Source organism: Arenibacter palladensis (genome assembly GCF_900129275.1).
GTDB classification, from domain to species: Bacteria; Bacteroidota; Bacteroidia; order Flavobacteriales; family Flavobacteriaceae; genus Arenibacter; species Arenibacter palladensis.
This window is the reverse complement of sequence record NZ_FQUX01000001.1, coordinates 789,494-812,596: the sequence shown is the minus strand read 5'-3', so window position 1 is coordinate 812,596 and position 23,103 is coordinate 789,494. Positions and strand designations below refer to the sequence as shown.

General features: G+C 39.9%; 22 protein-coding genes. 7 read left to right on the top strand and 15 right to left on the bottom strand.

Going from position 1 to position 23,103, the window contains the following annotated elements; translation table 11 throughout:
• Window positions 1–59 precede the first annotated feature (59 nt).
• Window positions 60–1,034: an ABC transporter ATP-binding protein gene (locus BUA60_RS03135; protein WP_072860260.1), complete on the top strand. Its 975-nt coding sequence runs from the start codon at window positions 60–62 to the stop codon at window positions 1,032–1,034.
• 7 nt (window positions 1,035–1,041) lie between these two features.
• Window positions 1,042–1,446: an alternative ribosome rescue aminoacyl-tRNA hydrolase ArfB gene (arfB, locus tag BUA60_RS03130; protein WP_072860259.1), complete on the top strand. Its 405-nt coding sequence runs from the start codon at window positions 1,042–1,044 to the stop codon at window positions 1,444–1,446.
• 16 nt (window positions 1,447–1,462) lie between these two features.
• Here the strand turns inward: arfB and BUA60_RS03125 are convergent, their stop codons facing one another.
• The 9 genes from BUA60_RS03125 to pdxA all read right to left on the bottom strand — a co-directional run bounded on the left by BUA60_RS03125 (window position 1,463) and on the right by pdxA (window position 9,104).
• On the bottom strand, window positions 1,463–2,164 hold the full coding sequence (locus BUA60_RS03125; protein ID WP_072860258.1) for a cyclase family protein: 702 nt from the start codon (window positions 2,162–2,164) through the stop codon (window positions 1,463–1,465).
• Between the two features lie 52 nt (window positions 2,165–2,216).
• A complete protein-coding gene (locus BUA60_RS03120; RefSeq protein WP_072860257.1) occupies window positions 2,217–2,672 on the bottom strand; it encodes a 3-oxoacyl-ACP synthase in 456 nt (151 codons plus the stop codon).
• A gap of 44 nt (window positions 2,673–2,716) precedes the next feature.
• Complete coding sequence (locus tag BUA60_RS03115) at window positions 2,717–3,832, bottom strand: NAD(P)/FAD-dependent oxidoreductase (RefSeq protein ID WP_072860256.1); 1,116 nt, start codon at window positions 3,830–3,832, stop codon at window positions 2,717–2,719.
• Window positions 3,833–4,019: 187 nt separating this feature from the next.
• On the bottom strand, window positions 4,020–5,372 hold the full coding sequence (gene accC, locus BUA60_RS03110) for an acetyl-CoA carboxylase biotin carboxylase subunit (RefSeq protein WP_072860255.1): 1,353 nt from the start codon (window positions 5,370–5,372) through the stop codon (window positions 4,020–4,022).
• Window positions 5,373–5,462: 90 nt separating this feature from the next.
• Complete coding sequence (accB, locus tag BUA60_RS03105) at window positions 5,463–5,948, bottom strand: acetyl-CoA carboxylase biotin carboxyl carrier protein (protein WP_072860254.1); 486 nt, start codon at window positions 5,946–5,948, stop codon at window positions 5,463–5,465.
• Window positions 5,949–5,981: 33 nt separating this feature from the next.
• Entirely contained in the window at window positions 5,982–6,977 is a 996-nt protein-coding gene (locus BUA60_RS03100; RefSeq protein ID WP_072860253.1) for a beta-ketoacyl-ACP synthase III, read from the bottom strand.
• A 174-nt stretch (window positions 6,978–7,151) separates the two neighbouring features.
• A complete protein-coding gene (rpmF, locus tag BUA60_RS03095; RefSeq protein ID WP_031445940.1) occupies window positions 7,152–7,349 on the bottom strand; it encodes a 50S ribosomal protein L32 in 198 nt (65 codons plus the stop codon).
• A gap of 8 nt (window positions 7,350–7,357) precedes the next feature.
• Window positions 7,358–7,891 (bottom strand): YceD family protein, encoded by a 534-nt coding sequence (locus tag BUA60_RS03090; RefSeq protein ID WP_072860252.1) that lies wholly within the window; start codon window positions 7,889–7,891, stop codon window positions 7,358–7,360.
• A 160-nt stretch (window positions 7,892–8,051) separates the two neighbouring features.
• Entirely contained in the window at window positions 8,052–9,104 is a 1,053-nt protein-coding gene (gene pdxA / locus BUA60_RS03085; protein ID WP_072860251.1) for a 4-hydroxythreonine-4-phosphate dehydrogenase PdxA, read from the bottom strand.
• A 70-nt stretch (window positions 9,105–9,174) separates the two neighbouring features.
• Here pdxA and BUA60_RS03080 point away from each other — a divergent pair, with 70 nt between their 5' ends.
• The 3 genes from BUA60_RS03080 to BUA60_RS03070 all read left to right on the top strand — a co-directional run bounded on the left by BUA60_RS03080 (window position 9,175) and on the right by BUA60_RS03070 (window position 11,523).
• A complete protein-coding gene (locus tag BUA60_RS03080; RefSeq protein ID WP_072860250.1) occupies window positions 9,175–9,765 on the top strand; it encodes a riboflavin synthase in 591 nt (196 codons plus the stop codon).
• Between the two features lie 100 nt (window positions 9,766–9,865).
• Window positions 9,866–10,594: a DUF3784 domain-containing protein gene (locus BUA60_RS03075; protein WP_072860249.1), complete on the top strand. Its 729-nt coding sequence runs from the start codon at window positions 9,866–9,868 to the stop codon at window positions 10,592–10,594.
• Between the two features lie 116 nt (window positions 10,595–10,710).
• Window positions 10,711–11,523, top strand: a complete 813-nt coding sequence (locus tag BUA60_RS03070; RefSeq protein WP_072860248.1) for an alpha/beta hydrolase — start codon at window positions 10,711–10,713, stop codon at window positions 11,521–11,523.
• A 1-nt stretch (window position 11,524) separates the two neighbouring features.
• On the opposite strand, the gene BUA60_RS03065 is transcribed toward BUA60_RS03070, so the two are convergent.
• Both BUA60_RS03065 and BUA60_RS03060 read right to left on the bottom strand, forming a co-directional pair.
• Window positions 11,525–12,619 carry an acyltransferase family protein gene (locus BUA60_RS03065; RefSeq protein WP_072860247.1) on the bottom strand — a complete coding sequence of 365 codons (1,095 nt, stop codon included), beginning with the start codon at window positions 12,617–12,619 and terminating at the stop codon, window positions 11,525–11,527.
• Window positions 12,620–12,658: 39 nt separating this feature from the next.
• The gene (locus BUA60_RS03060; protein WP_072860246.1) at window positions 12,659–14,470 is read right to left on the bottom strand and encodes a sodium:solute symporter family protein; all 1,812 of its coding nucleotides are present in this window, start codon (window positions 14,468–14,470) and stop codon (window positions 12,659–12,661) included.
• An 83-nt stretch (window positions 14,471–14,553) separates the two neighbouring features.
• Between BUA60_RS03060 and BUA60_RS03055 the strand changes: the two genes are divergently transcribed.
• Both BUA60_RS03055 and BUA60_RS03050 read left to right on the top strand, forming a co-directional pair.
• Window positions 14,554–15,309 (top strand): sulfite exporter TauE/SafE family protein, encoded by a 756-nt coding sequence (locus BUA60_RS03055; protein WP_072860245.1) that lies wholly within the window; start codon window positions 14,554–14,556, stop codon window positions 15,307–15,309.
• 366 nt (window positions 15,310–15,675) lie between these two features.
• The gene (locus BUA60_RS03050; protein ID WP_072860244.1) at window positions 15,676–17,484 is read left to right on the top strand and encodes a hypothetical protein; all 1,809 of its coding nucleotides are present in this window, start codon (window positions 15,676–15,678) and stop codon (window positions 17,482–17,484) included.
• 326 nt (window positions 17,485–17,810) lie between these two features.
• Here the strand turns inward: BUA60_RS03050 and BUA60_RS03040 are convergent, their stop codons facing one another.
• From BUA60_RS03040 to BUA60_RS03025, 4 genes are all read right to left on the bottom strand, one after another.
• Complete coding sequence (locus BUA60_RS03040; protein WP_072860242.1) at window positions 17,811–18,053, bottom strand: hypothetical protein; 243 nt, start codon at window positions 18,051–18,053, stop codon at window positions 17,811–17,813.
• A 148-nt stretch (window positions 18,054–18,201) separates the two neighbouring features.
• Window positions 18,202–19,794 (bottom strand): fibronectin type III domain-containing protein, encoded by a 1,593-nt coding sequence (locus BUA60_RS03035; protein WP_072860241.1) that lies wholly within the window; start codon window positions 19,792–19,794, stop codon window positions 18,202–18,204.
• A gap of 22 nt (window positions 19,795–19,816) precedes the next feature.
• On the bottom strand, window positions 19,817–21,181 hold the full coding sequence (gene pbfA, locus BUA60_RS03030) for a (R)-1-hydroxy-2-aminoethylphosphonate ammonia-lyase (RefSeq protein WP_072860834.1): 1,365 nt from the start codon (window positions 21,179–21,181) through the stop codon (window positions 19,817–19,819).
• Between the two features lie 92 nt (window positions 21,182–21,273).
• A complete protein-coding gene (locus BUA60_RS03025; RefSeq protein WP_084532467.1) occupies window positions 21,274–22,989 on the bottom strand; it encodes an alkaline phosphatase family protein in 1,716 nt (571 codons plus the stop codon).
• Window positions 22,990–23,103: the final 114 nt, after the last annotated feature.

Sequence of the window (23,103 nt, the reverse complement as noted above, 5' to 3'; positions counted from 1 at the left end):
CGTTTCTTTTAGAAATGGACTTTTTTTATCCCCTCTAGGTACATATATAGTTTTAGCCCATGTTACAAGTAAATTCCCTTTCGTTCGCTTATGATAAAAAGCCGGTACTTACCAATATCAACTTTAAGGTAGACCAAGGAGAACATGTTTCCATTGTTGGAGAAAGCGGTTGTGGCAAAAGCACCCTGCTCAAAATTATTTACGGTCTATTACAGCCAATTGAAGGTGAAATATTTTGGGGTGAAAAACAGGTATTGGGCCCAGATTTCAATCTGGTACCTGGAGAGTCGTACATGAAATACCTTTCACAGGATTTTGATTTAATGCCCTTCACCACAGTGGCCGAAAACGTTAGTCAGTTTTTATCTGTTTTTTATCCAGAGGAATTAAAGGCCAGAACAACAGAATTGTTGGAAATGATAGATATGGTGTCCTTTGCCAAGGTAAAGGTTAAAAATCTGAGTGGGGGACAACAGCAGCGGGTAGCCTTGGCCAGGGTTCTGGCACAAAAACCGGAATTGCTCTTGTTGGATGAACCCTTTGGACATATAGACAATTTTAGAAAGAATCAACTTAGAAGAAATCTCTTCGACTATTTAAAAAAAGAGGGTATTAGCTGTATCACCGCTACCCATGACCATCAAGATATTTTACCCTATGCCAATAGGATCATTGTCCTTAAGGATCAGACCATAATGGCTAACGCCAACACCAGAGACCTATATAACAACCCGAAAAATATATATACCGCTACCCTATTTGGTGAAGCCAACCTAATACCCATAAATATTATAAAATCTTATGGGGATTTGGAAAGGGAAATTATTGTTTATGCCCATGAATTTAGGGTTTCGAACAAAAAAGGAATACCGGTAACGGTAGAAAAATGCTATTTTATGGGCAGTCATTTTTTGGTTGAAGCCATGTCTGGGGAGAAAAGAATACGCTTCAATTCCGAGGAAGCGCTAACCCCTGGCAAAAAAGTATTCCTAAATATTGCCTTGGAAACCATAAGCCAACGTTTAAAACCATAATAAAATATTGAATAGGGAAGGCATCATACAGGAGCTAAAATTTAAAGCGGTGCGGAGCAGTGGTGCCGGGGGTCAGCATGTAAACAAGGTGTCCTCCAAAGTTGAATTGACCTTTGATCTTGAAAACTCCATGGCCTTGACCGATATTGAAAAAAACCGACTTCTCAGGAAACTATCGACCAAGCTAAGCAAGGAAAACATACTTATAATGCAATGTGAGGAAACCAGGAGTCAACATAAAAACAAAGAACTGGTCATTAAAAAATTCCTTGATACCCTCGAAGCCAGTTTAACGGTCCCAAAAAGAAGAAGAAAGACCAAACCTAGCAGGTCGGCCATTGAAAAGCGGTTAAAGAGCAAAAAAAAGGCTGCACTCAAAAAATTAAACAGGGGCAAGCCCAGGTTGGAGTAATCCGCCCGTAAAGACCTTACTTCCCTTCCCCAAAAACGGCAACCGCACGAACAGGAGATCCGGTACCTCCACGGATTTTCAAAGGCAATGCAATAAATCTAAAGCGTCCCCGACCAATTAAGAGCTGTAAATTGATCATATTTTCATAGTGGGTAAAGCCCATCTCCCCACAAACATGATGTACTTCCCTATTGGATTTCCCAGGAATTCCTGGAGAATTCATTTCAACCCCAAAAGCGGAAATTCCCTGTTCTCCCAGCCAAAGTGCCGAAGCAGCGCTAAGCCCCGGTCCGCGCCCCCAGTCCGCACTACCGTAGGTCCTTCTATAGTGGTCTGTGTAGATTAGGACCGTATCTCCTTTTTTAATAGTCATATTGCCATTGGAACAAGCCGATACCAAATCTTCCGGCTCTATTAATTCCATTAGCCCTTTGTGGGACAAGTCCAAACAAATTCCCTCTGTATAGAACATAGAGAGCGGCATAGTGTCTATGGACTGCCCCTTAAATTCCCTTGCCATATGGCTTAGGGAATCCACATGGGTTCCAGTATGTTCGCTCATCTCCAATTTGTAGACACTTGGAGATACCGTATTGCTATCCGTAATTCCGTCCCATTCTTCATGGGAGGCATACATCTCCATCCTTACTTCAGGAAGGCTTTTATAAACGGGCATCCCTGAAAATATTTCTTGGCTGAGATCAATAATTTCTACCATAATAAGAAATTATACCTTTTAAATTAAAAACTTTATACATCGGCATTAAAAACTACTCAATCTGCCGTATTACAATTTTTCTAGAATTAAAAACAACCATATCCCCCACCGCTTTCCCCAATAGCAGTTTCCCTATAGGCGTATTGGGCGCAATGGCAAAATATGATACTCCATCCATCTTCAATTCTCCTGCACTGATCCCCATATAATAATTATGTTGGTCGGTAATTACCAAACTACCCAATCCCACCATAGAAGTCTTCGTGTGTGGAGGTATCTTTTTAAACAACTCCTGTAACAACTGTGCTTCCGCCAACTGATTACCCAGTTTTTCGCGCTCCAATTGAATCATGGCCCTTCCAGTTTCATGTTTGTCCCCAGCACTACTTTTGGTCTCGGAGGTCAAAGCTTCTTGTAAGGAATCGATATTGCTATTAATGCGCCCCAACCTATTCTCTATAAATGATTTACAAAACTCGTATAACCGTTGTTTTACCGAAGAATCCATTCAGAATATTGTTATTAATTTTTTATGGCATTATAACTTTAAGCCTACTTCATCAAATTAGCCAATTCCCTACCTACCAAACTACCAATGGCTATTCCCATACCGCCCATCCTTACCCCACAGTACACATTATTGGCAAGTTGTTTTACAATAGGTTTCTTCTGGTTTCCCATCCCCATAATTCCGCTCCATCGTAAATCTATCTCAAAAGGCGTATCGGGCAAAATAATAGTACGTAGAATTTCCTCCAGCCTGTTCTGGATTAAAGTGGTCTCGCCAAAGGAGCTGGTTTCCTCCCCTTTAAAATCGAGATTTCTCCCTCCTCCCAATAGTATTCGATTTTCTATGTTCCTAAAATAATAGTAGCCTTCATCCAAATGAAAAGTACCCTTTACGGATAGGTTTTCTATGGGTTTGGTGATCAACACCTGCGCTCGGGCAGGCTTCACAATTTCCCCGATTAATTGGGACGCAAAACCATTGGTGGCAATAAACAGTTTGTTGGTCTTAAACTCGAATTGATCGGTTTTAACAACAACATGATCCATATTCTCTTGGTAGCCTTCCACGGCAATAGCATTCAGAATGGTCACCCCACTGTGCTGTACCTTGGCCAGTAAGGTTTTCATCATACTGCCGGTATTGATCTGGCCTTCGAATGGATTGGTTATATAATTTTTCTGAACCCCCTTAAACTTAAAACTATTGGGTTGCACTACAAAAGCGTCTGCACCAAATACCGGTTTTAATAGGGAATTAATCCTATTCAATTTATCAAGACAATCATCATATAAATCCGCCTGTTCCTTTAAAAAAATCTCATGCCCCCCGTTGTTTTGATAATCCATTTGTTCATCGCCAAGGTTCTCCCTTAGCAATTGTATCCCCTCCCAACGCTTTAGAACCAATTGGCGGACTTCCTCCTCGGAATGCTTCTTTAAGTCGGACAAAACCTCTGAAATGCTGCCAAAACAAGCAAATCCTGCATTTTTTGTGCTGGCCCCTTGCGGAAGATGACCTCTTTCCAAGATCAATATCTTTGCCTTGGGGAACAGTTTCTTTAAGTATAAGGCACAATTTAACCCTACGATTCCACTGCCAACAATAGTAAAATTTATGTTGGACAACCAGGTTTTATATTCCCAATAACTTAGGTTCATAGAGGGTAGTTGCTTTTATGATCAAAATAACAAAAGAGGAATAAAGGTATTATTAATTTAGATAAGAATATCCCATGGTGAAAGGTTCATTCAATAATCCTTTAAACTAAAAAAGCGGATTAAACTGTTGGTTGCCCACCAGTTTAATCCGCCTCATCCAAGAAATAATTATAATATTAAAATCTGATTATTCCGCTGGTTGTGGTGCCATTACAAAGTCTTCCATAAACTTTGTGGTATAGTTCCCCGCCAAGTAATCCGGGTGATCCATTAGTTGTCTATGAAAGGGAATAGTTGTTTTAATACCTTCAATAACAAACTCATCCAATGCCCGTTTCATTTTATTGATGGCTTCTTCCCTTGTTTGGGCCGTTGTAATAAGCTTAGCGATCATGGAGTCATAGTTGGGAGGAATGGTATAACCACTATAAACGTGGGTATCCAAACGTATCCCATGCCCTCCTGGAGTATGCAATGTAGTTATCTTGCCAGGAGAAGGTCTAAATCCGTTGTAAGGATCCTCCGCATTTATTCTGCATTCAATGGAGTGCAACTTTGGAAGATAGTTTTTACCTGAAATAGGTACACCCCCAGCCACTAGAATCTGCTCCCTTATAAGGTCATAATCTATTACCTGTTCTGTTATGGGATGTTCTACCTGAATCCTGGTATTCATTTCCATAAAATAGAAATTTCGGTGTTTATCTACCAGAAATTCTATAGTTCCAGCACCTTCGTATTTTATAAATTCGGCTGCCCTTACTGCCGCTTTCCCCATGTCGTCCCTCAACTTGTCCGTCATAAATGGGGAAGGGGTTTCTTCGGTCAACTTTTGATGGCGACGCTGAATAGAGCAGTCCCTTTCTGAAAGGTGACAGGCCTTTCCATATTGGTCACCAACTATCTGTATTTCTATATGGCGAGGTTCCTCGATCAACTTTTCCATATACATGCCTCCATTGCCAAAGGCAGCTGTAGCCTCTTTTACCGCACTGTTAAAGAGTTCCTCCATCTTGTCCTCGGACATAACGGCACGCATCCCTTTACCACCTCCACCTGCAGTAGCTTTGATCATAACTGGATAACCCATTTTCTTGGCCACTTTTTTGGCATCCTCTACATCCTTCAACAAGCCTTCAGAACCTGGTACACAAGGTACACCGGCCTTTTTCATGGTTTCTTTGGCAGTGGCCTTGTCCCCCATCTTATCTATATGTTCGCCTGTAGCCCCAATAAATTTTATATCGTGCTCGGCGCATATTCTGGAGAACTTGGAGTTTTCGGAAAGAAATCCATATCCTGGGTGTATGGCATCGGCATTGGTAATTTCGGCCGCTGCAATAATATTTGGTATTTTAAGGTAGGATTCGCTACTTGGGGCAGGACCTATGCAAACGGCTTCGTCCGCAAAACGCACATGTAGGCTTTCCTCATCCGCTTTGGAATATACCGCTACCGTTTTTATACCCATTTCCTTACAGGTCCTAATAATACGTAGCGCTATCTCCCCCCTATTTGCAATAAGTATTTTCTTAAACATCTTTTGAAATTTTAAATTTGTATTCTAAATTTTAAATGATTCGAAATGACCATATTAAATCGTCATCCGACATTTAGCATTTAAAACTTCTTATGATGGATCTACCAAAAATAATGGCTGATCGAATTCTACGGGTGAACTATCATCTACAAGAACTTTCACAATGGTACCGGAAACTTCGGATTCAATATCATTAAATAGTTTCATTGCCTCTATGACGCAAAGCACATCTCCTTTTGCTATAGTATCCCCTACCTCAACGAATGATGGTTTATCAGGAGAGGGTTTTCTATAAAAAGTTCCAATTATTGGTGATTTTATGGTAATATATTTTGAATTTTCATCAGCTTCCTTTTTTACCTCCACTTCAACAGAAGGAGAACTAGCAGGAGCAGCAGCCATCTGTTGTGGCATATGGCCTCCCATAGGAATTTGTTGTACATAAGTTGGTTCTGCAGTATGACCAGCTGCACCGGTTCGGATGGTGATCTTTATATCTTCCATCTCCAATTTTACTTCACTAGCCCCAGATTTGGCTACAAATTTAATTAAGCTTTGAATTTCTTTAATATCCATAGAGTTCGTATTAGTTTATAGGTTGCTTCAAATTTATGAATTGTATGCCCATTTTAAATATATGGAGCCCCAGGTGAAACCACCACCAAAGGCTGCAAAAACCAAATTATCACCTTTTTTAAGCTGGCTTTCATAGTCGCTCAGCAAAAGTGGGAGGGTCGCGGAAGTAGTGTTTCCGTACCTCTGTATATTCATCATTACCTTGGAATCGTCCAGTCCCATTCTATTGGAAGTGGCATCGATAATTCTTTTGTTGGCTTGATGGGGTACTAACCAACTTACATCATTATGAGACAAATTATTTCGCTCCATTATCTTGGCGGCAGAATCGGCCATATTGGTAACCGCAAATTTAAAGACCGACTTCCCATCCTGATAAATAAAATGTTGTCTATTCTTAACGGTTTCCTCGGAGGCGGGAAGCAAGGAGCCTCCGGCATCCATTTTAAGGAAATTTCTTCCTACACCATCCGATCTTAAATATTCGTCCTGTAGACCTAGACCTTCGTTATTTGGCTCAAAAAGCGCCGCGCCGGCACCATCCCCAAAAATTATACAGGTGGTTCTATCGGTATAGTCTATAATAGAGGACATTTTATCGGCCCCGATAAGCAATACCTTTTTATATCTCCCGGATTCTATATAACTGGCCGCAGTGGACATTCCATACAAAAAACTGGAACATGCCGCTTGCAAATCATAGGCGAAAGCATTAGTTGCCCCAATTTCCGAAGCCACATAGGCAGCTGTTGCGGCAACCATCATATCTGGAGTTGCAGTTGCAACAATAATCAATTCGATCTCCTTGGGATCCAATTTCCGTTTTTCCAGAAGTTGCTCCGCAGCTTTTATGGCAAGATATGATGTTCCCAGGCCCTCACCCTTTAGGATTCTCCTTTCCTTGATACCCGTCCTTGTCGTAATCCACTCATCATTGGTATCTACCAAAGTCTCCAAAATCTTATTCGTCATTACAAAGTCTGGTACATAAGACCCTACAGCGGTAATTGCAGCCGTTGTTTTGCTCATCTAAATTTGATTTTTATCAATAAACCTCCAAAAACAATTGAAAATTTGTGAAAATTAGTGATTTTATATGACTTTAAGTCCAAAAATACCTTGTTTTTGAAATTTACATCGCCTTCATAAAAAAACTCCCACTCTTAAGAAGTGGGAGTCCAAATTATATTGTTCTAGCCTAAATTATGCTACTGCTTCTTCAGTTTTGTCAATCAAAACCTCTCCACGGTAGTATAATTTACCTTCATGCCAATGAGCTCTGTGAAACAAATGCATTTCTCCAGTAGTTGGATCTTGTGCTACAGTAGGAGCTACCGCCTTATAATGCGTTCTTCTCTTGTCTCTTCTGGTTTTGGAAATTTTTCTTTTAGGATGTGCCATTATGAAACTTATTTATCCGTTAATAATTTTTTTAAAGCGTCCCATCTGGGATCAATATCTTCTTTGTTTTCCTTTGTATCTTTTGGTTGGAGTTCTTCCAGCTTGTCCAACACCTCTGATTTTAAACTGCCGTCCAATACCCCAGGGTGAACCTTTTTAAGAGGTACGGCCAACACCAACATCTCATAGACATATTGGGCAATATTGATTTGGTATTCACTGTGTGGAATAATCAATATCTCATCATTGTCGTTGTTGTACTCATCACCAAACTTAACCACCAATTCCAAATCGGCCTTTATTTTTTGGTCATAAGGTTCGCTGGTGAGGTCACAATTAACATTTACTGTTCCCCGTGCCTTCATTTCCAACTCCATCATGGTACTCATTTTATTCAAGGTAACGTCCAATTTAATATTCGCACCGCTGAACTCATCATACTCAAAAGATTCAAAGAACTTATTCTCTATGGTATACTCAAACTCGTGTTTTCCCTGTTTCAGTCCCGAAAAAGGAATAATAAACTCCTTATGCTGCATCATGATCCACACTGGTTTTAACGTACCCGCCGCAATAAAGGCGGGTGCAAAGATACTATTATTTTGTAAAAAGCCAACAAATAGAACGAAATAAATATATTCCGGTAAAATTCACTTAATTCAATGATCCAAAGCCGAGTAGCTACCTAATATTATGGAAACGCTATCCCTGTCTTTTTAGCTTATGTTTTTTTAAAGGATTCCCTGTTAATTCCTTATATTCCTTTCTATTTTTAAATATATGTAGGGCGGTAAATACGGCCTCTTTAAAGGAACTATTGTCCGCAACCCCCTTACCTGCAATTTCATAGGCCGTACCATGGTCTGGCGAAGTGCGCACCTTACTAAGGCCTGCGGTAAAGTTTACCCCTTTCCCAAAGGACAAAGTTTTAAAAGGTATAAGTCCCTGGTCATGATAGGCCGCCAAAATAGCATCGAAATTCTTGTAATTGTCAGACCCAAAAAAACTATCCGCAGAATAAGGCCCAAAAACCAAATGTCCCTTTTCGGACATTTCCTTGATTACCGGCTTTAAAATCTCGTCATCTTCTTTCCCAATTACGCCATTATCACCGCTGTGCGGATTAATTCCCAAAAGTGCAATTTTTGGTTTCCTAATACCAAAATCCATCTTTAAGGAGTTGGAAATAGTGGTAATCTTAGAGCGTATCAATTGAGGTGTAATATGGGCTGCAACATCCTTTACCGCTACATGATCGGTAAGCAAGCCCACCCTTAAACCATCTGTCACCATAAACATTAGGCTTTCCCCTTCCAATTCCTGGGCCAGATAATCTGTATGTCCCGGAAATTTAAAATCCTCCGCCTGTATGTTGTTCTTATTAATCGGTGCCGTAACCAAAACGTCTATCTCGTTATTCTTAAGTGCCGAGACCGCAGCCCTTAAGGACTGTATGGCGTATTTTCCACTCTCTGGAGTTGGCTCCCCAAAATTAACATTGGGGGTTTCCCTCCAAACGTTTACCACGTTTATCTTGCCATCTATGGCCTTGGAGGCATCTTGGATACCATTATAATTTATATCCAATCCCAACTCCGATTTTTGGTGGGAGATGGTTTTGTTGGATGCAAAAATAACTGGTGTGCAGAAATCCAACATTCGGGAATCTTCAAATGTCTTAAGCACCACTTCGCACCCAATCCCATTTAAATCCCCAATGGATATCCCCAATTTTATATTTCCAGTTTCCTGCATTTTGTCTTTTCGTTTAATATGAAATAAACCCCTAAATTTACAACACAAAACTACTTAATTAAAACGAGACATGTTTACTGGGATTATTGAAACTTTGGGAGAAGTAAAAAAATTGGAAAAAGAGGGAGGCAATCTTCATATTACCTTAAGATCTAAGATTACCCAAGAACTAAAAATAGACCAAAGTGTTGCACATAATGGCGTATGTCTTACAGTCGTAAAAATTGCCGATGATCAGTATACCGTAACCGCCATAGAGGAAACCTTGGAAAAAACCAATTTAAACGATCTTAATGAAGGAGATCTTGTAAACTTGGAACGTGCCATGGTGCTTGGAGCCAGGTTGGACGGGCATATTGTACAGGGCCATGTGGACCAAACAGGGGAATGTATCGATATTAAAGAAAAGGATGGTAGTTGGGTTTTTACTTTTAGCTATGATCCGAAACAAAACAACGTTACCATAGAAAAAGGATCCATAACCATAGACGGAACCAGTTTAACGGTCGTGGATTCCCAAAAAAACAGTTTTAGTGTAGCCATAATCCCCTACACTTATGAACATACCCGATTTGGAAGTTACACTATAGGGACAAGGGTTAATCTAGAGTTTGATGTAATTGGCAAGTACGTTTCCAGATTGTTGGAAATCAGACGTTAATAATGCTGTTATTATTTTTAGAATTTCCCGTTTACCAAGACCTATTATTATAAAAATTGTGCTAATTTAATCAACTAGAACACTATAGGGTTTAAAACTTATGCTTTATATAATCATTGGAACTGGCCTGCTATTTATAGCCATGGCATTCCTCGTAACGGAAAACAATTCGAAATATCTTCTTTCTGGCTACAACACCATGAGTGAAGCCGAAAGAACAAAGGTGGATATAAAATCTTACATCCCCTATTTTAAAAAGTTCCACCTGTTTTTGGGAGTTAGCTTTATTGCCATAGGCCTCTTATTGCACTTTGCCATTGGGGAAAGCGCAAGCGGAATTTTCATAGGTGTTTATCCCATTCTAGCCTACATTTATTTCATGAGGGAAAGCAATAAATACTGGAAAGGATCCAGTAGCAAATGGAATAAAATTGGTCTTTATGTTCTAGTGGCGACCTTAATTCTTGTATTTGGGCTCCTAGCCATGGGTTTTAAGGAAAATCAAATAGTCATTGCACCGGATTCTGTCCAATTTCAGGGCAGTTATGGGGAAATCCTAAATGCATCGGAAATACAAACGGTAGCCCTAGTGGACCATTTACCTAAAATAACATCAAAAACCAATGGATTTGCCCTTGGAAGTGTCAAGAAGGGATATTTTAAAACCAAGGAAGGGGAGAAAGTGAAATTGATATTGAACTCGGAAAGTAAAGCATACCTCCTTTTTACAAAAACGAATGGAGAAAAAATTTACTTCTCGGCCAAGGAAAAACCTAGTATTGACCTCTATAATGAGATTAAAAATGTCCACCCAAAAGGACCTGAATAGTAGAAGTATCCCATCAGTGGTTCCTGTATAAACATTGCCAGCGTGATTAAATCCCTATTTACAGCACAATATTATTTTCAAGAATCGTTATACTTGCAAGATTTGAAGTTTTATATATGCAGTTTACGAGCGATTATATTAGTTTAAAAGGCAGTGTTTTTTCCTTCAATTTAGAGAGAAGCGTGGCCTTTAGACTGGTTGCACCTCCAAACTACAGGGAGTCCCAAACGCCATTTTCTGTACTGTTAATGAATGATGGCCAGGATTATGTGGGATTAAATTTAGAAAAAACATTGTCCGATGCCTATAAGGACAAGGAAACCAATCCGTTTATTTTTGTAGGTATAGAAGCCGATCACAATAGACTTTATGAGTATGGCACTTCTATTTCTCCTGATTTTAAAGGTAGGGGCAATAGGGCCCTGCAATATTCCAAATTTATCATAGAGGAATTGATTCCCTTCTTAGGCAAGGAATTTAAGGTTTCCCCTCCCGTACAAAACTGGGTCTATTGTGGCTTTTCCTTAGGAGGCCTTTCCGCCTTTGACATTGCATTCAACAATTCCAAGTTTTTCGGTAAAGTGGGGGTATTTAGCGGTTCCTTTTGGTGGCGCAGAAAAGCATACCAAAAACACGATATGGAGGATAGGAGCAGGATTACTTTGGACATGATCAAGAATTCAAAGCACCGTGCACCCCTGCAATACTTTTTTCAATGCGGTACAGAGGAAGAAACCGATGACCGAAACAACAATGGTGTTATAGATGTAATAGATGACACCTTGGATGTAATAAACGAATTACAGTTAAAAGGGTATTCCTATCCCGGGGACATTTGCTATAAAGAAATTGAAGGAGGAAAGCATGATTTATCCACTTGGGGCTCGGCGCTGCCACAATTTATTAAATGGGCATTCCAAAAGGACTGAATTAGACCTTTATAAATATCTTTTTTCTGTAAAGAATATACCCCAGTAACACATAAAAAGAAACCAATGAGAGCCCATACAACAATGAAGAGGTTTCCATTGCCAAAAAATCCTGTACATAAACAGTATTAAAAAGCCAGGCTTTTAGGGAAGTATCCCCATCTACCTTTACCAAACCCATGATCTTACTGATAAAACTGGAAAGAAAATATAGGACAATGGCATTTGCCCCTGCATATTTAAATATACTGCCAAACTTAATTCCCTTTACATCTGAAAAATAATATATTAGGCCCAAAATAATATTGGCCCAACCAGCTGTTACCATTACAAAACTACTACTCCATAACGCCTTGTTTATGGGGAAAAACAGATCCCAAACATAACCTACGACCAACATTGAAAATCCCATCCCAATAAGCAGCATTTCCTTTTTAGCTCTTTTGGAGCGTAAGATAAGACCTGTAAAAATCCCTAGCAATGCTGTGGCTATCGAAGGCAAGGTACTTAACAAGCCTTCTGGATCATAATCTGCTTTATAGCTGTGGCTCCCAAATACAAGGACATCCAAATAATTGGCCATATTGTTGGGTGCACGCTCAAAGGTAGGTGCCATACCGTTGACCGGCACAAAGCCCATTAACAACCAATACCCAATCAAAAGAAAAGCACAAATACCAACCAGTGTTTTCCAATTGAAATTGATAAATAAAATTGAGGCAAAGAAAAACACTACACCAATACGCTGTAGCACCCCTGGAAATCGAATGTTTTCGAAATCCTTAAAGAACGGAAAGTGAATGGTAAAAGCCCCCAAGAAAAGACCCAGGCCTATTAATTTCAAGGCCCTTATGGCGATTTTTTTATAGGTACTGGCATCTACTGGTTTGTGCTGATACGCAAAAACAATGGAACAGCCCACGATGAACAAGAAAAAGGGAAACACAAGATCTGTTGGGGTATATCCGTGCCAGGGAGCATGTAAAAAAGGAGCGTATACATGAGACCAGGTACCGGGATTATTTACCAAAATCATAAGGACAATGGTAAGTCCCCTAAAGATATCCACGGAAACTATTCTGTTCTGTATATTCATTCCTAGTTTTGCGCCTAGTTACTTTTATAAGACCTTCACCTACAGAATATGATCCTTCATCTTATTCCAAGCCCGGGCCAACAAAAATCCGGACACTGTGGCGACAGCTGTTAGAATTAGTGCACTGGTGGTTTTTCCATAAATCCAATACCCAGTGGCAAACATACATGAGTAGATCAGCACACAACCTAGCAACATGGCGGTGATACCGGCAGGAACACTCCATTTTTCTTTGGTATTCACAATCTCTACGTTTTCATCTTTCGCCTCCTTGATCACTTTGGACCAACCTGGCCCACCCGGCTGAATTTTTTTGTAAAAATCCTGCAATACCTGTTTCGATTCTGGCTGGGTCATATATGTTGCCGTCAACCAAATAACCGTAGTAACCACGACCACAAAGGGATATTCCGCCCAATCTGGGAATACACCAGTTTCAGCAGCAAATAAGAAAGGTCCCACAGCTGTTAATTTTAAGATAATAGAGACAATTCCCGAAGCAAACATGGCTGTAATCTCACTCCATGCGTTAATGCGCCACCAGAACCATCTCAAAATAAAGATCAGTCCAGTTCCCGCACCAAATACCAACAGCACTTCAAACAACTGCAAGGCATTTTGCAAAAGCAGAGCCAAGGCTGCACTGAATACCATTAACACCACCGTGGACAATCTACCAACGGCCACCAACCTTTTCTCGGAGGCATTGGGGTTTATCTGTTGTTTGTAAAAGTCATAAACTATATAGGAAGATCCCCAATTTAATTGGGTAGAAATGGTACTCATATAAGCCGCAATAAGGGAAGCCAATACCAATCCCAATAATCCACTGGGTAATTTGGTCAACATAGCCGAATATGCCAAATCATGACCTAATTTATCTACCGCAACATTTGGGAAGGCCTCATGTATACTGGCAATGTCAGGGTATACTACCAAGGATGCCAAGGCTACCAAAATCCATGGCCATGGACGCAAGGCATAGTGCATAATGTTAAAAAAGAAAGTAGCACCTATGGCATGATTTTCATTTTTAGCCGCCAACATACGCTGGGCAATGTAGCCCCCTCCACCTGGTTCCGCACCGGGATACCAAGAACTCCACCATTGAACTGCCAAAGGGATTATAAATAGTGTGATCAAAGCATTGGTATTGCTAAAGTCTGGCACAATAGCAAGTTTATCCACAACATGTTCATTGGCCATCAATGCCGTTATACCGCCTACTTCTGGAATATTTACCAAATAGTAGGCCGCTCCAATAGCACCGCCCATAGCTACAAAGAACAGTAGAAAATCTGTATAAACCACTCCTTTAAATCCGCCCAAGGCGCTAAAGGTCACGGTAATCAACCCAGCACTTACCACGGTTACCCATGGTTCCAAGCCCAACATAATACCACCTATCTTAATTGCTGCCAAAGTAACGGCAGACATGGTAATCACATTAAATATCACTCCTAAATAAACGGCTCTAAATTTTCTTAAAAAGCTTGCCGGTTTACCACCATAGCGCAGTTCATAAAATTCCAAATCCGTATTTACATTGGATTTCCTCCAAAGTTTGGCATATACAAAGACGGTAAGTAAACCTGTCAATAGAAAAGCCCACCAAACCCAGTTTCCGGAAACTCCGTTGGTACGAACAATATCCGTCACCAAATTGGGCGTATCCGTAGAAAAGGTCGTGGCCACCATAGAGAGGCCCAACAGCCACCAAGGCATGGTTCTACCCGAAAGAAAATATTCCGAAGAACTGGCCCCGGATTTCTTGGATACATAAATTCCGATAAATAAAACAATTGAGAAAAAAACGACAATAAAACTGTAATCGAGGGTACTTAATTCCATCAGTTTGGCTTAGGTTTGAGAATTAAGATCTAAAGATAAATTTTTTTGGGATACTTTTGCCCTTTGTTCGCCAAATGTAACGTATGATACTCTTAACAACACCAGATTTAACCATAACGGCATGGGTACTTGCCTTAACTGCCGCATTTGTGATAGGAATTTCGAAAGCTGGGATTAAGGGAATCGCTATAATCAATGTTACTTTAATGGCATTGGCCTTTGGGGCCAAGGAATCGACTGGATTGATAGTACCCCTACTTGTTGTGGGTGATGCCTTTGCCGTGATTTATTACAACAGACATGCCCAGTGGAAGTATATAGTTGCCTTTTTACCTTGGATGATCCTTGGCATACTCATTGGCACGGCCGTAGGAAAGGATTTGCCGGAAACCAACTTTAAGATTAGCATGTCCGTTATAATTTTGGGAACGGTTATAATGATGTATTGGTGGGACAGAAAAAAATCCAAAAACGTACCTACCCATTGGGCATTTGCCGGATTTATCGGAACCATGGCGGGTATTACCACCATGATAGGTAATTTGGCCGGAGCCTTTTCCAACATTTATTTTTTGGCCATGAGGCTGCCAAAGAACGAATTTATAGGTACGGCAGCATGGCTGTTTTTTATAGTAAATATTTTTAAATTACCCTTTCATATTTTTATATGGAAGACCATTACCCCTGAGACTTTGCTCATAAATTTAAAATTGGTTCCCGGAATTGTTCTCGGAATTATAGTAGGGGTACGTTTGGTGAAAATCATAAAGGAACAATTCTATCGTAAGATGATTTTGGTCCTTACCGCTATTGGGGCCTTCTTAATTCTTTTCAGATAATAAGTAAATAAAAAGCTGGTGCAATGCACCAGCTCTTCAACTAGACTAACTCAAACTAATACTAACTCAAACTTTTCGAGACAAAAATCGTATTAAAAACCCGTCCAGAGGTTAACTAAACTTCAAGCTAACATTACCAAAAATAAAAGCTTAGATACATTACGAAAAGCCGCATCTCCAAACCCTTGGATACCAGGGATATATTTTATCCATTTCCTGATAATTATCATATTCTAAGAACTCATTTCGCCTAAAATTTGTCGATTCATATTTGGACTATACCATTATAAGTAGTTATTCCATAAACGGATACCTCCTGTGTAAATTAGAGAAGTAACACTCTAAGGGTCCAACAAAAAATGAAAAATGAAAAAACATAGCTTTCACATACCGGTTATGGGAATTGGGTTCACCATAGACACACCTCTAAAAGTTTCCCACCTAGGAATAGATTCGGTCATTTCTTTGGTAGATGATATCCTGATTGAAAAATTAAGGAAAATGTACTGCGGAAGATTTGAACTTCCCTACCAGGAAATTTCAGATAAACTTGAAGATTTTAGGGCCAAAAGAATTACAAGTTATCTCAACTTGATCAATGATGTTGCACACATAAAATTTGAGGAATTGATTAATTCTGCCCATAACACTGGTAAAGAGATAAAAGAATACTTAAGTCTCCTGCCAAATGCTTCCCATTTAAAGGAAGAATTTGAAAAACTTACTTCCAACGATCTCAAATCTGCCGAAATTAAAAAATGGTTAAAGGAAAATTTGTCCATGGGCAGCATCGACGTCAATATTATGACCAAAGTGGACAAGGACAATTATACAAAAAATGACAAATTGCCCACCGAATTTAATGATGCACATGCCGCCTTGCGTGGATATGCCAACAGCGAATTAAATTCCTCCGTGATTCTTTCTGCCGGGATGAATCCCCGATTATATAGTTATATGGAAAATTTTGATGATTTTTTTCCTGATGAAAATGGCAATATTAAAAAGAAAATAGTTTTAAAGGTCAGCGATTATAGGTCTGCATTGATCCAAGGCAAATTTTTGGCCAAGAAAGGAATTTGGGTATCAGAGTACAGGATAGAATCTGGGCTAAATTGTGGCGGACATGCCTTTGCTACAGATGGTTATTTAATGGGGCCTATTATGGCAGAGTTTAGGGACAACAGACAGTCCTATATCAATGAAATCCACGAAATTTTAATTCCGGCACTTGCCAACAAGGGCCGCGAGGTACCCAAACAAAATCTATCCTTAAAAATTACTGCCCAGGGAGGTGTTGGTACCGCTGAGGAACACCAATTTCTAATGGATCACTACAAAGTGGATTCTGTAGGCTGGGGGACCCCATTTCTCTTGGTTCCAGAGGCTACTACCGTAGATAAGGCCACCTTGGAGAAATTGGTCGCCGCAAAAGAAGAGGATTTGTACTTGAGCGATATATCCCCATTAGGAGTACCATTCCACAACCTTCGTGGAAACACCAAGGATATGGAAAAACAAAAAAACATAGATAAGGATCGGCCAGGAAGCTCCTGTCCAAAGAAATTTGTAGCCTTAAACAAGGACTATTCGGAAAAAGGGCTATGTACTGCCTCAAGGCAATACCAACATTTAAAAATAAAGGAACTGGATGATCTGGATCTATCCGAAAAGGAATATACCGGAAGATTGAATAAAATAACAGAGAAATCATGTACCTGTGTAGGTTTAGGTACGTCTGCCTTATTGGCCTATGGCCTGGATACTAAAACAGAAGGCAGTGGAGTTTCTATCTGCCCTGGACCCAATATGGCCTATTATCCCAAAATAATGACCTTAAAGGAAATGGTAGACCACATTTACGGGCGTGGCAATGTTATTGTGAGAACCGATAGACCCCATATGTTTATTAAGGAATTGGGGATTTACCTTGATTATCTGAAAAATAAGATTGAGGAATCCAGGGAATCCATGAATAAAAAGCAGGAGAAATACCTATTGACATTTACCCATAATCTAAATGAGGGCATCGCCTATTACCAACAATTATTTGGCAGCCTCAAAGGACAATTTGAAAACGTAAAGGACTCTGTTGTAACAGAATTGACACAAGGATTAAAAACACTGGAAGGTTTTAAAATGGAGATAGAAACGCTTTCTTTATCGGAGGTGTAATCTTACTCTTTTATAAATTATTACACTAGAGTTTGGAATATCAAAGGGCCTTCTCTTGCCGATTGTCCTTCATCGCTATAACCGTTACGCTCTCTTTGTTAAAAATATAATAAACAGTTGTATATTTATGAATAACTGCTCGCCTTAAAAGTTTTTGACTTTTTGATTCAGGATATAATGTAGGGAAATTCGAAACCGTTAATTCAAATTGCCGAAGTAAACCTTCAAATTTGGCGACCTCCTTTACAGTGAACTTTTGAATTAGGTAATGTTTAATGGAAATGGCATTGTGCAATGACCTTTTTGTCCATTCTACCTTATAAGGTTTATCCATTATTTAGACCTTCCCAGAATTCACTGGATTCCATACTTTCACCTTGCTGATAATCCTTGATGCCCCTTAGGATATTAATCCTATCCGTTTCTGTAAGTTCCTCCCACCAGTCCGCAGATTTGTCCTCACTAGACAATTTAACAGAATTAAGGAGACTTAAAATAGAATCATCGGTTAACGATTGAATCCATCCTACAAGCTCTTTTTTGGTTTTGTTTAATTCTGCCGTTCCCATAAAATCATTTTACAATAAAGTTACAAAAACTATGCAATTATGAATTAACTCAAATACCAATAATTTTTTTCTTCGGGTTTGTGACCTAATTTATCCTTAATTTGAAATTTGATCTAAAAAGATAGTCCTAAAATACTCGGTTTTAACATTAATTAGTCTCAAATGTAGCGGTAGTTGACCAGTCGCTCCAATTTAAATTTTGATCCCGGTAACGGACCCTCCAGTAATAGGTAGTGTTGGGTTTTAACCTATTGGTTTTTTCATCGGTAAGGTCATCATCCTTTTGCCTGTTTTCCTTGTAGTACCAATTTTCGAATTGTTTCCAGCTATCAAAAATTGGCTTTTCAAAGTCGTTGCTCTCTGCAATCTGCCATTGGGAGGCTGCATGGAATGCATTGCTGAAGCTGCTATTAAAATCCCCTGCTTTTAGTGTAGTTCCTGTAAAATCAACCTTTTCGTTATTGGGCGAGATAACACTGGGCGCTCCAGGCTTTCTTTCGTTTTTATAAATGACCAGACTGTCCCTAAGTTCATTTTTACGCTCCAACTCTTCGTTCCCCTGACTAATTCGCTTAATGGTAAACTTAGGGTCTTCCTGACTGGCATCAACTTCCACCATCACAAAACCATACTCGTCCTGGGTTACCGTAAATTCATCGTAATCCCTGCCTTCAAATTCCCCCCAATTGTCAATGGCCCCTCCGGCAGAGGCAACATTGATCCATAAGTGCTTATGATCTTTGGACTGACCTCTGGAATAACCGTGGGTATGTCCAAAAAAGTGGATACTGGGCTTCCCCGTCTTAGTGGTAAAGGCTTCCAAAAGCGCTACCACCTTTCCTGTAAAATCCTCTTCTCCGGGAATCCAAAGTTCCGATTTGTGGGGATGGTGCAATTGAGCAAAAACAAAATCTACCTCATCGTTCTGTGCAGTTTCATCCAATAGCTTTTGCAACCACTCATACTGATCCCTACTATTGTTGTATCCATCGTTGGAATTGAGCCCTATAATCCTGGTATTCCCATAGTCCTTATACCACCAGTGTTCCGCAAAGGCTGGCGTGCCGTTTTCCGGCAGACTGAAGTACTTAAAATAAAATACCGAATTTTTTTCGTGGTTCCCCAATACTGGGTAGACCGGTACCTCCGCAAATAATTTTTCGGCGGGATTAAAAAAATGTTCTTTCCACTGGTAATATTTGGTGCCATTCTCCACTAAATCGCCAGGTATCATCACCATGGCCAAATTATTGGGAAGTTTGCCCCCAAACTCCTTTTCCAAATATTGCAATATGCCATCATTGACTACTTCCGAAAACTTATTGGGATTATTATGGTCGATTTGCATATCGCTCATAGCCACAATTTTAAAGGACTCGTGGTCACTGGCAAAGGGTGGGGTCTTAAATTGGAATATGTCCGACACTATCTTTCCCGTTTTCACACGGTAGTAGTATTGCGTAAAACGTTTTAATCCTTCCAATTTAACTTCGTGAATTCTAGATTCACTAAAATTGATATCATAGGCAATGCCCTCGGTCTTTTTACCCAGTTTTGGCGTTAATCCCCATTCCACCATACTTTCCTCCCCCATCGAAGTTTCCCACATAATCTTTATGGAATTGGGCTCTGCATCCTGAAGATAGGGTTGAATTAAAATCTCTCCCGTCACATTTTGGGCACTTCCTACTAAATGAAATGCCATGACAAAAAACAATACTGCTTTAATCCTAATTTTCATTTTTTGATCTATGTATTTTTAATTACGAATGTACAATGGCCAAACTTTCATCCAGAATATTTAGGGCCGAATCCAATTCCTTTCTACTTATGGTTAATGCCGGTGATAATTGAAGTACATTGCCCGCGGAAACCTTATAACTAAGGCCCCTCTTTAGGCATTCGTACATAACCACTTCGGCCTCATTGACAGCCTTTTCCTTTGTTTTTTTATCCAATACCAATTCCACTCCCCAAAGTAATCCCATACCCCTAACATCGCCAATTAAAGGATATTTTAACTGTAAGGCGGCTAGGGAAGATCTTAGGTATTTTTCATCTGCCTTGACCTTGTCCAATATTTTTTCATTTTCCAAAAAGGCAATAGTACCAAGCCCTGCTACGGCGCCCAACGGACTTTTTTCATGGGTATAGTGCCCAAGGGAGATATCCCCAAATTTGTTGTATTCATCCCTGGTAATTATTGCGGCCTGCGGAAAGATACCGCCGCCTAATCCTTTGCCTATACACAATATATCGGGTTCAATATCATAATGTTCAAAAACGAACATTTTACCAGTTCTACCCAAGGCTATCGGAATTTCATCCAAAATCAACAATACCCCGTATTTGTTGCAAAGTTGCCTTGCTTTCTTCCAAAATGTTTTGGAGGGCAATTGTACATCCGTATTCCGGATGGTTTCGGCAATAAATGCCCCTATATCGCCTTCCTTGGAAAACACATATTCCAAATATTCCAAACATTTATCCTCATTGTCCTCAAATATTCCGCGGTAGGTTACTGGCGGTGGAATGCGCTCCACTCCAGGCATTAAAGGCCCCATAGATTCCCTAAAAACGGCTTCCCCACCTACGCTAATGGCATCCAAGGAGGCCCCATGAAAAGAATCCCAGAAGGAAACCACTTTAAATCTTCCTGTAACAGCCCTGGCCAACTTTAAAGCAATCCCTATAGAAGAGCTGCCATTTGGTGTAAGGAGAACCCTATTCAGGTCCGATGGCATCAAAGAGGCCAGTTTTTCGGCAAAATCAATGGCAGGGATGTTGGTATAACGTCTTGGGGAAAAAGGCAAAACCTTTAATTGTTCAATAATTTTTTCTATTAATTGTGGATTGGCGTAGCCCACTTGGTGCACATTATTGCCATGGAAGTCCAGGTATTTCTTTCCCGATATATTTTCAATATAAGGACCCTCGCAACCTTTTAGGACATCCAAACAGGGTGTGGACATGGACTGGTGCAGAAAAAATCTGGCATCCCTTTCCAATAGCTCCTTGGTCTCCTCGTTAATCTGTGAGTCCATCCAGGCAGCCCTTGCCGGAGTAAAATTTATATCCCCTTCGGTCTTTTTGTTTTGGGCATCCGCGCCTAAATTATCGTGCTTCATAAGGTCCATATTTTGCTATTATAAATCGCTTGGGAGGAACCAGAAGATTGAATACTTGGCTTCATTGAAAATCTTCTATCCAACACTACAGATTACTTTAATATTGATGTAGGTAGCACTTGCTTAGGAATGGTATTGGTTTTATAATCCACATTCAACCATCCACTACCACCCCCATTAAACCAAATTACCTCTAAAGGATAGGTCCCTGGTTTTAGGGAAATACTACCATTCTTTTCAATGACACCATGGTCCCCATCATTGTCCACTACCAATTCATTATTTACCCATAATTTACTGCCATCGTCAGAATTGGTATAAAAGGTAAATCTATCCTCGTTTTCAACCTGTAGGGTGGTCCTAAATCTTACTACGGTATTGCTTTTAATTTCTTCCTTTACCTCATCTGATGTAATTTCAAAACAAGTACCCTTGGCATCCGGTCTTTTATTTTCCAAACTAGGAATGCTGGTCAAGTTTTCCAAATAAAACACCTCATAAGAAATGGGTGGGGCCATTGTCTTATTTTTTATTCTAAAAAACGCTTCCGAAACGGTACTGACAATTTTTCCTTTGTTAAAAATAGCGCTTTTAACAACCCCATTTTCGGAAGTCGTAACTGCTTTTGTATATAATTTAGAATTTGCATTGGGCATGGAACCGTCCATGGTGTACCTTATTTCTCCCAAGGTATTGGGGCTCTCCATAACAATAGTCGCAGATTCATCAAATAATCCTCCGGCCCTTTTGTTCAATTCCGCTGCAGGTAATATAACAGGTCCCTTTACCCTTACAGTAGTGGGATAGTCATCGTTAAGATCAAAACCTTCAAAGGCATTTTTTACAGGTTTGCCAATCCAAGCCATAGGTGTTTTTATTCCCAAAGCAAAAGCGACTGTGGCTGCATTGTCGTACTGATAAACCGGATAATTTAGTAAATGGTTCTTCTTGACCAATTTTCCCCATAGGATAAAAGGAATTTCTATTTCCTCTAAAGATTCACCTCCATGACCTTTTCCCAGTCCACCATGATCTGCGCTTATGATAACCAAGGTTTCATCGGCCATTCCAGATGCCTTAATAGCTGCCATGACTTCAGCGAGCAAGGCGTCCGCCTTTTCAACGGATTTAAAGTATTCCGGACTCCCATGACCGTACTCGTGCCCGCCGTGATCCACATGATCAAAATGGATAAAGGTAAAGGTTGGTTTTTTCTCTTTAATATAGGCACTGGCCAAAGCTGCAGTTTCATCTTCGGACTCTGGATTTATATCATAGTCCACCGCCCCTTTTTCAAACAACCTGCCAAATCCCGACCAATGATAAATAGCGCCTATTTCCGCACTTTCCTTTTGGTCATCTATCAATTGAAAGATGCTTGGAAAAAGAAAATCCTCACTCTGAGTAACCGTAGGCAATACAAAATTGTCTTTCTCCCAGCTGTTGGAAGTAATCCCATGCTGCTCCGGACCCGCACCCATAATCATGGAAGCCCAATTGGTACTGGAACTTGTAGGCAGCACCGCTCTGGCATGCATGCTGTAAGCCCCTTCACTCATTACCTTATCGAAGGTTGGGGTTATTGCATTTTTCAATCCGTTGGGACTTAATCCGTCAAAACCAATAACCACCACATGCTTTACAATGGGGGTATTATCATGCCCGCTTTTGGCACAGGACCAAAATGACCCCAAAATAATCATAAATACAATTGTCTTATGCAATAGCTCTCTAGTGAAAACTTTTTGTAGAATGCCCGAATTAGCCGAAAACAAGGTGTTTTTAAGTACAAAATTGGCTGTGTTCATTTTGATTGGTTTTAATTTTTGATTAATGAAGAAGTGCAAATATCATGTGACTAAGTTAAGTTAAAAAGTTAATAATATTAAATTTTTGTAACTATAACTATAATTTATATGTAA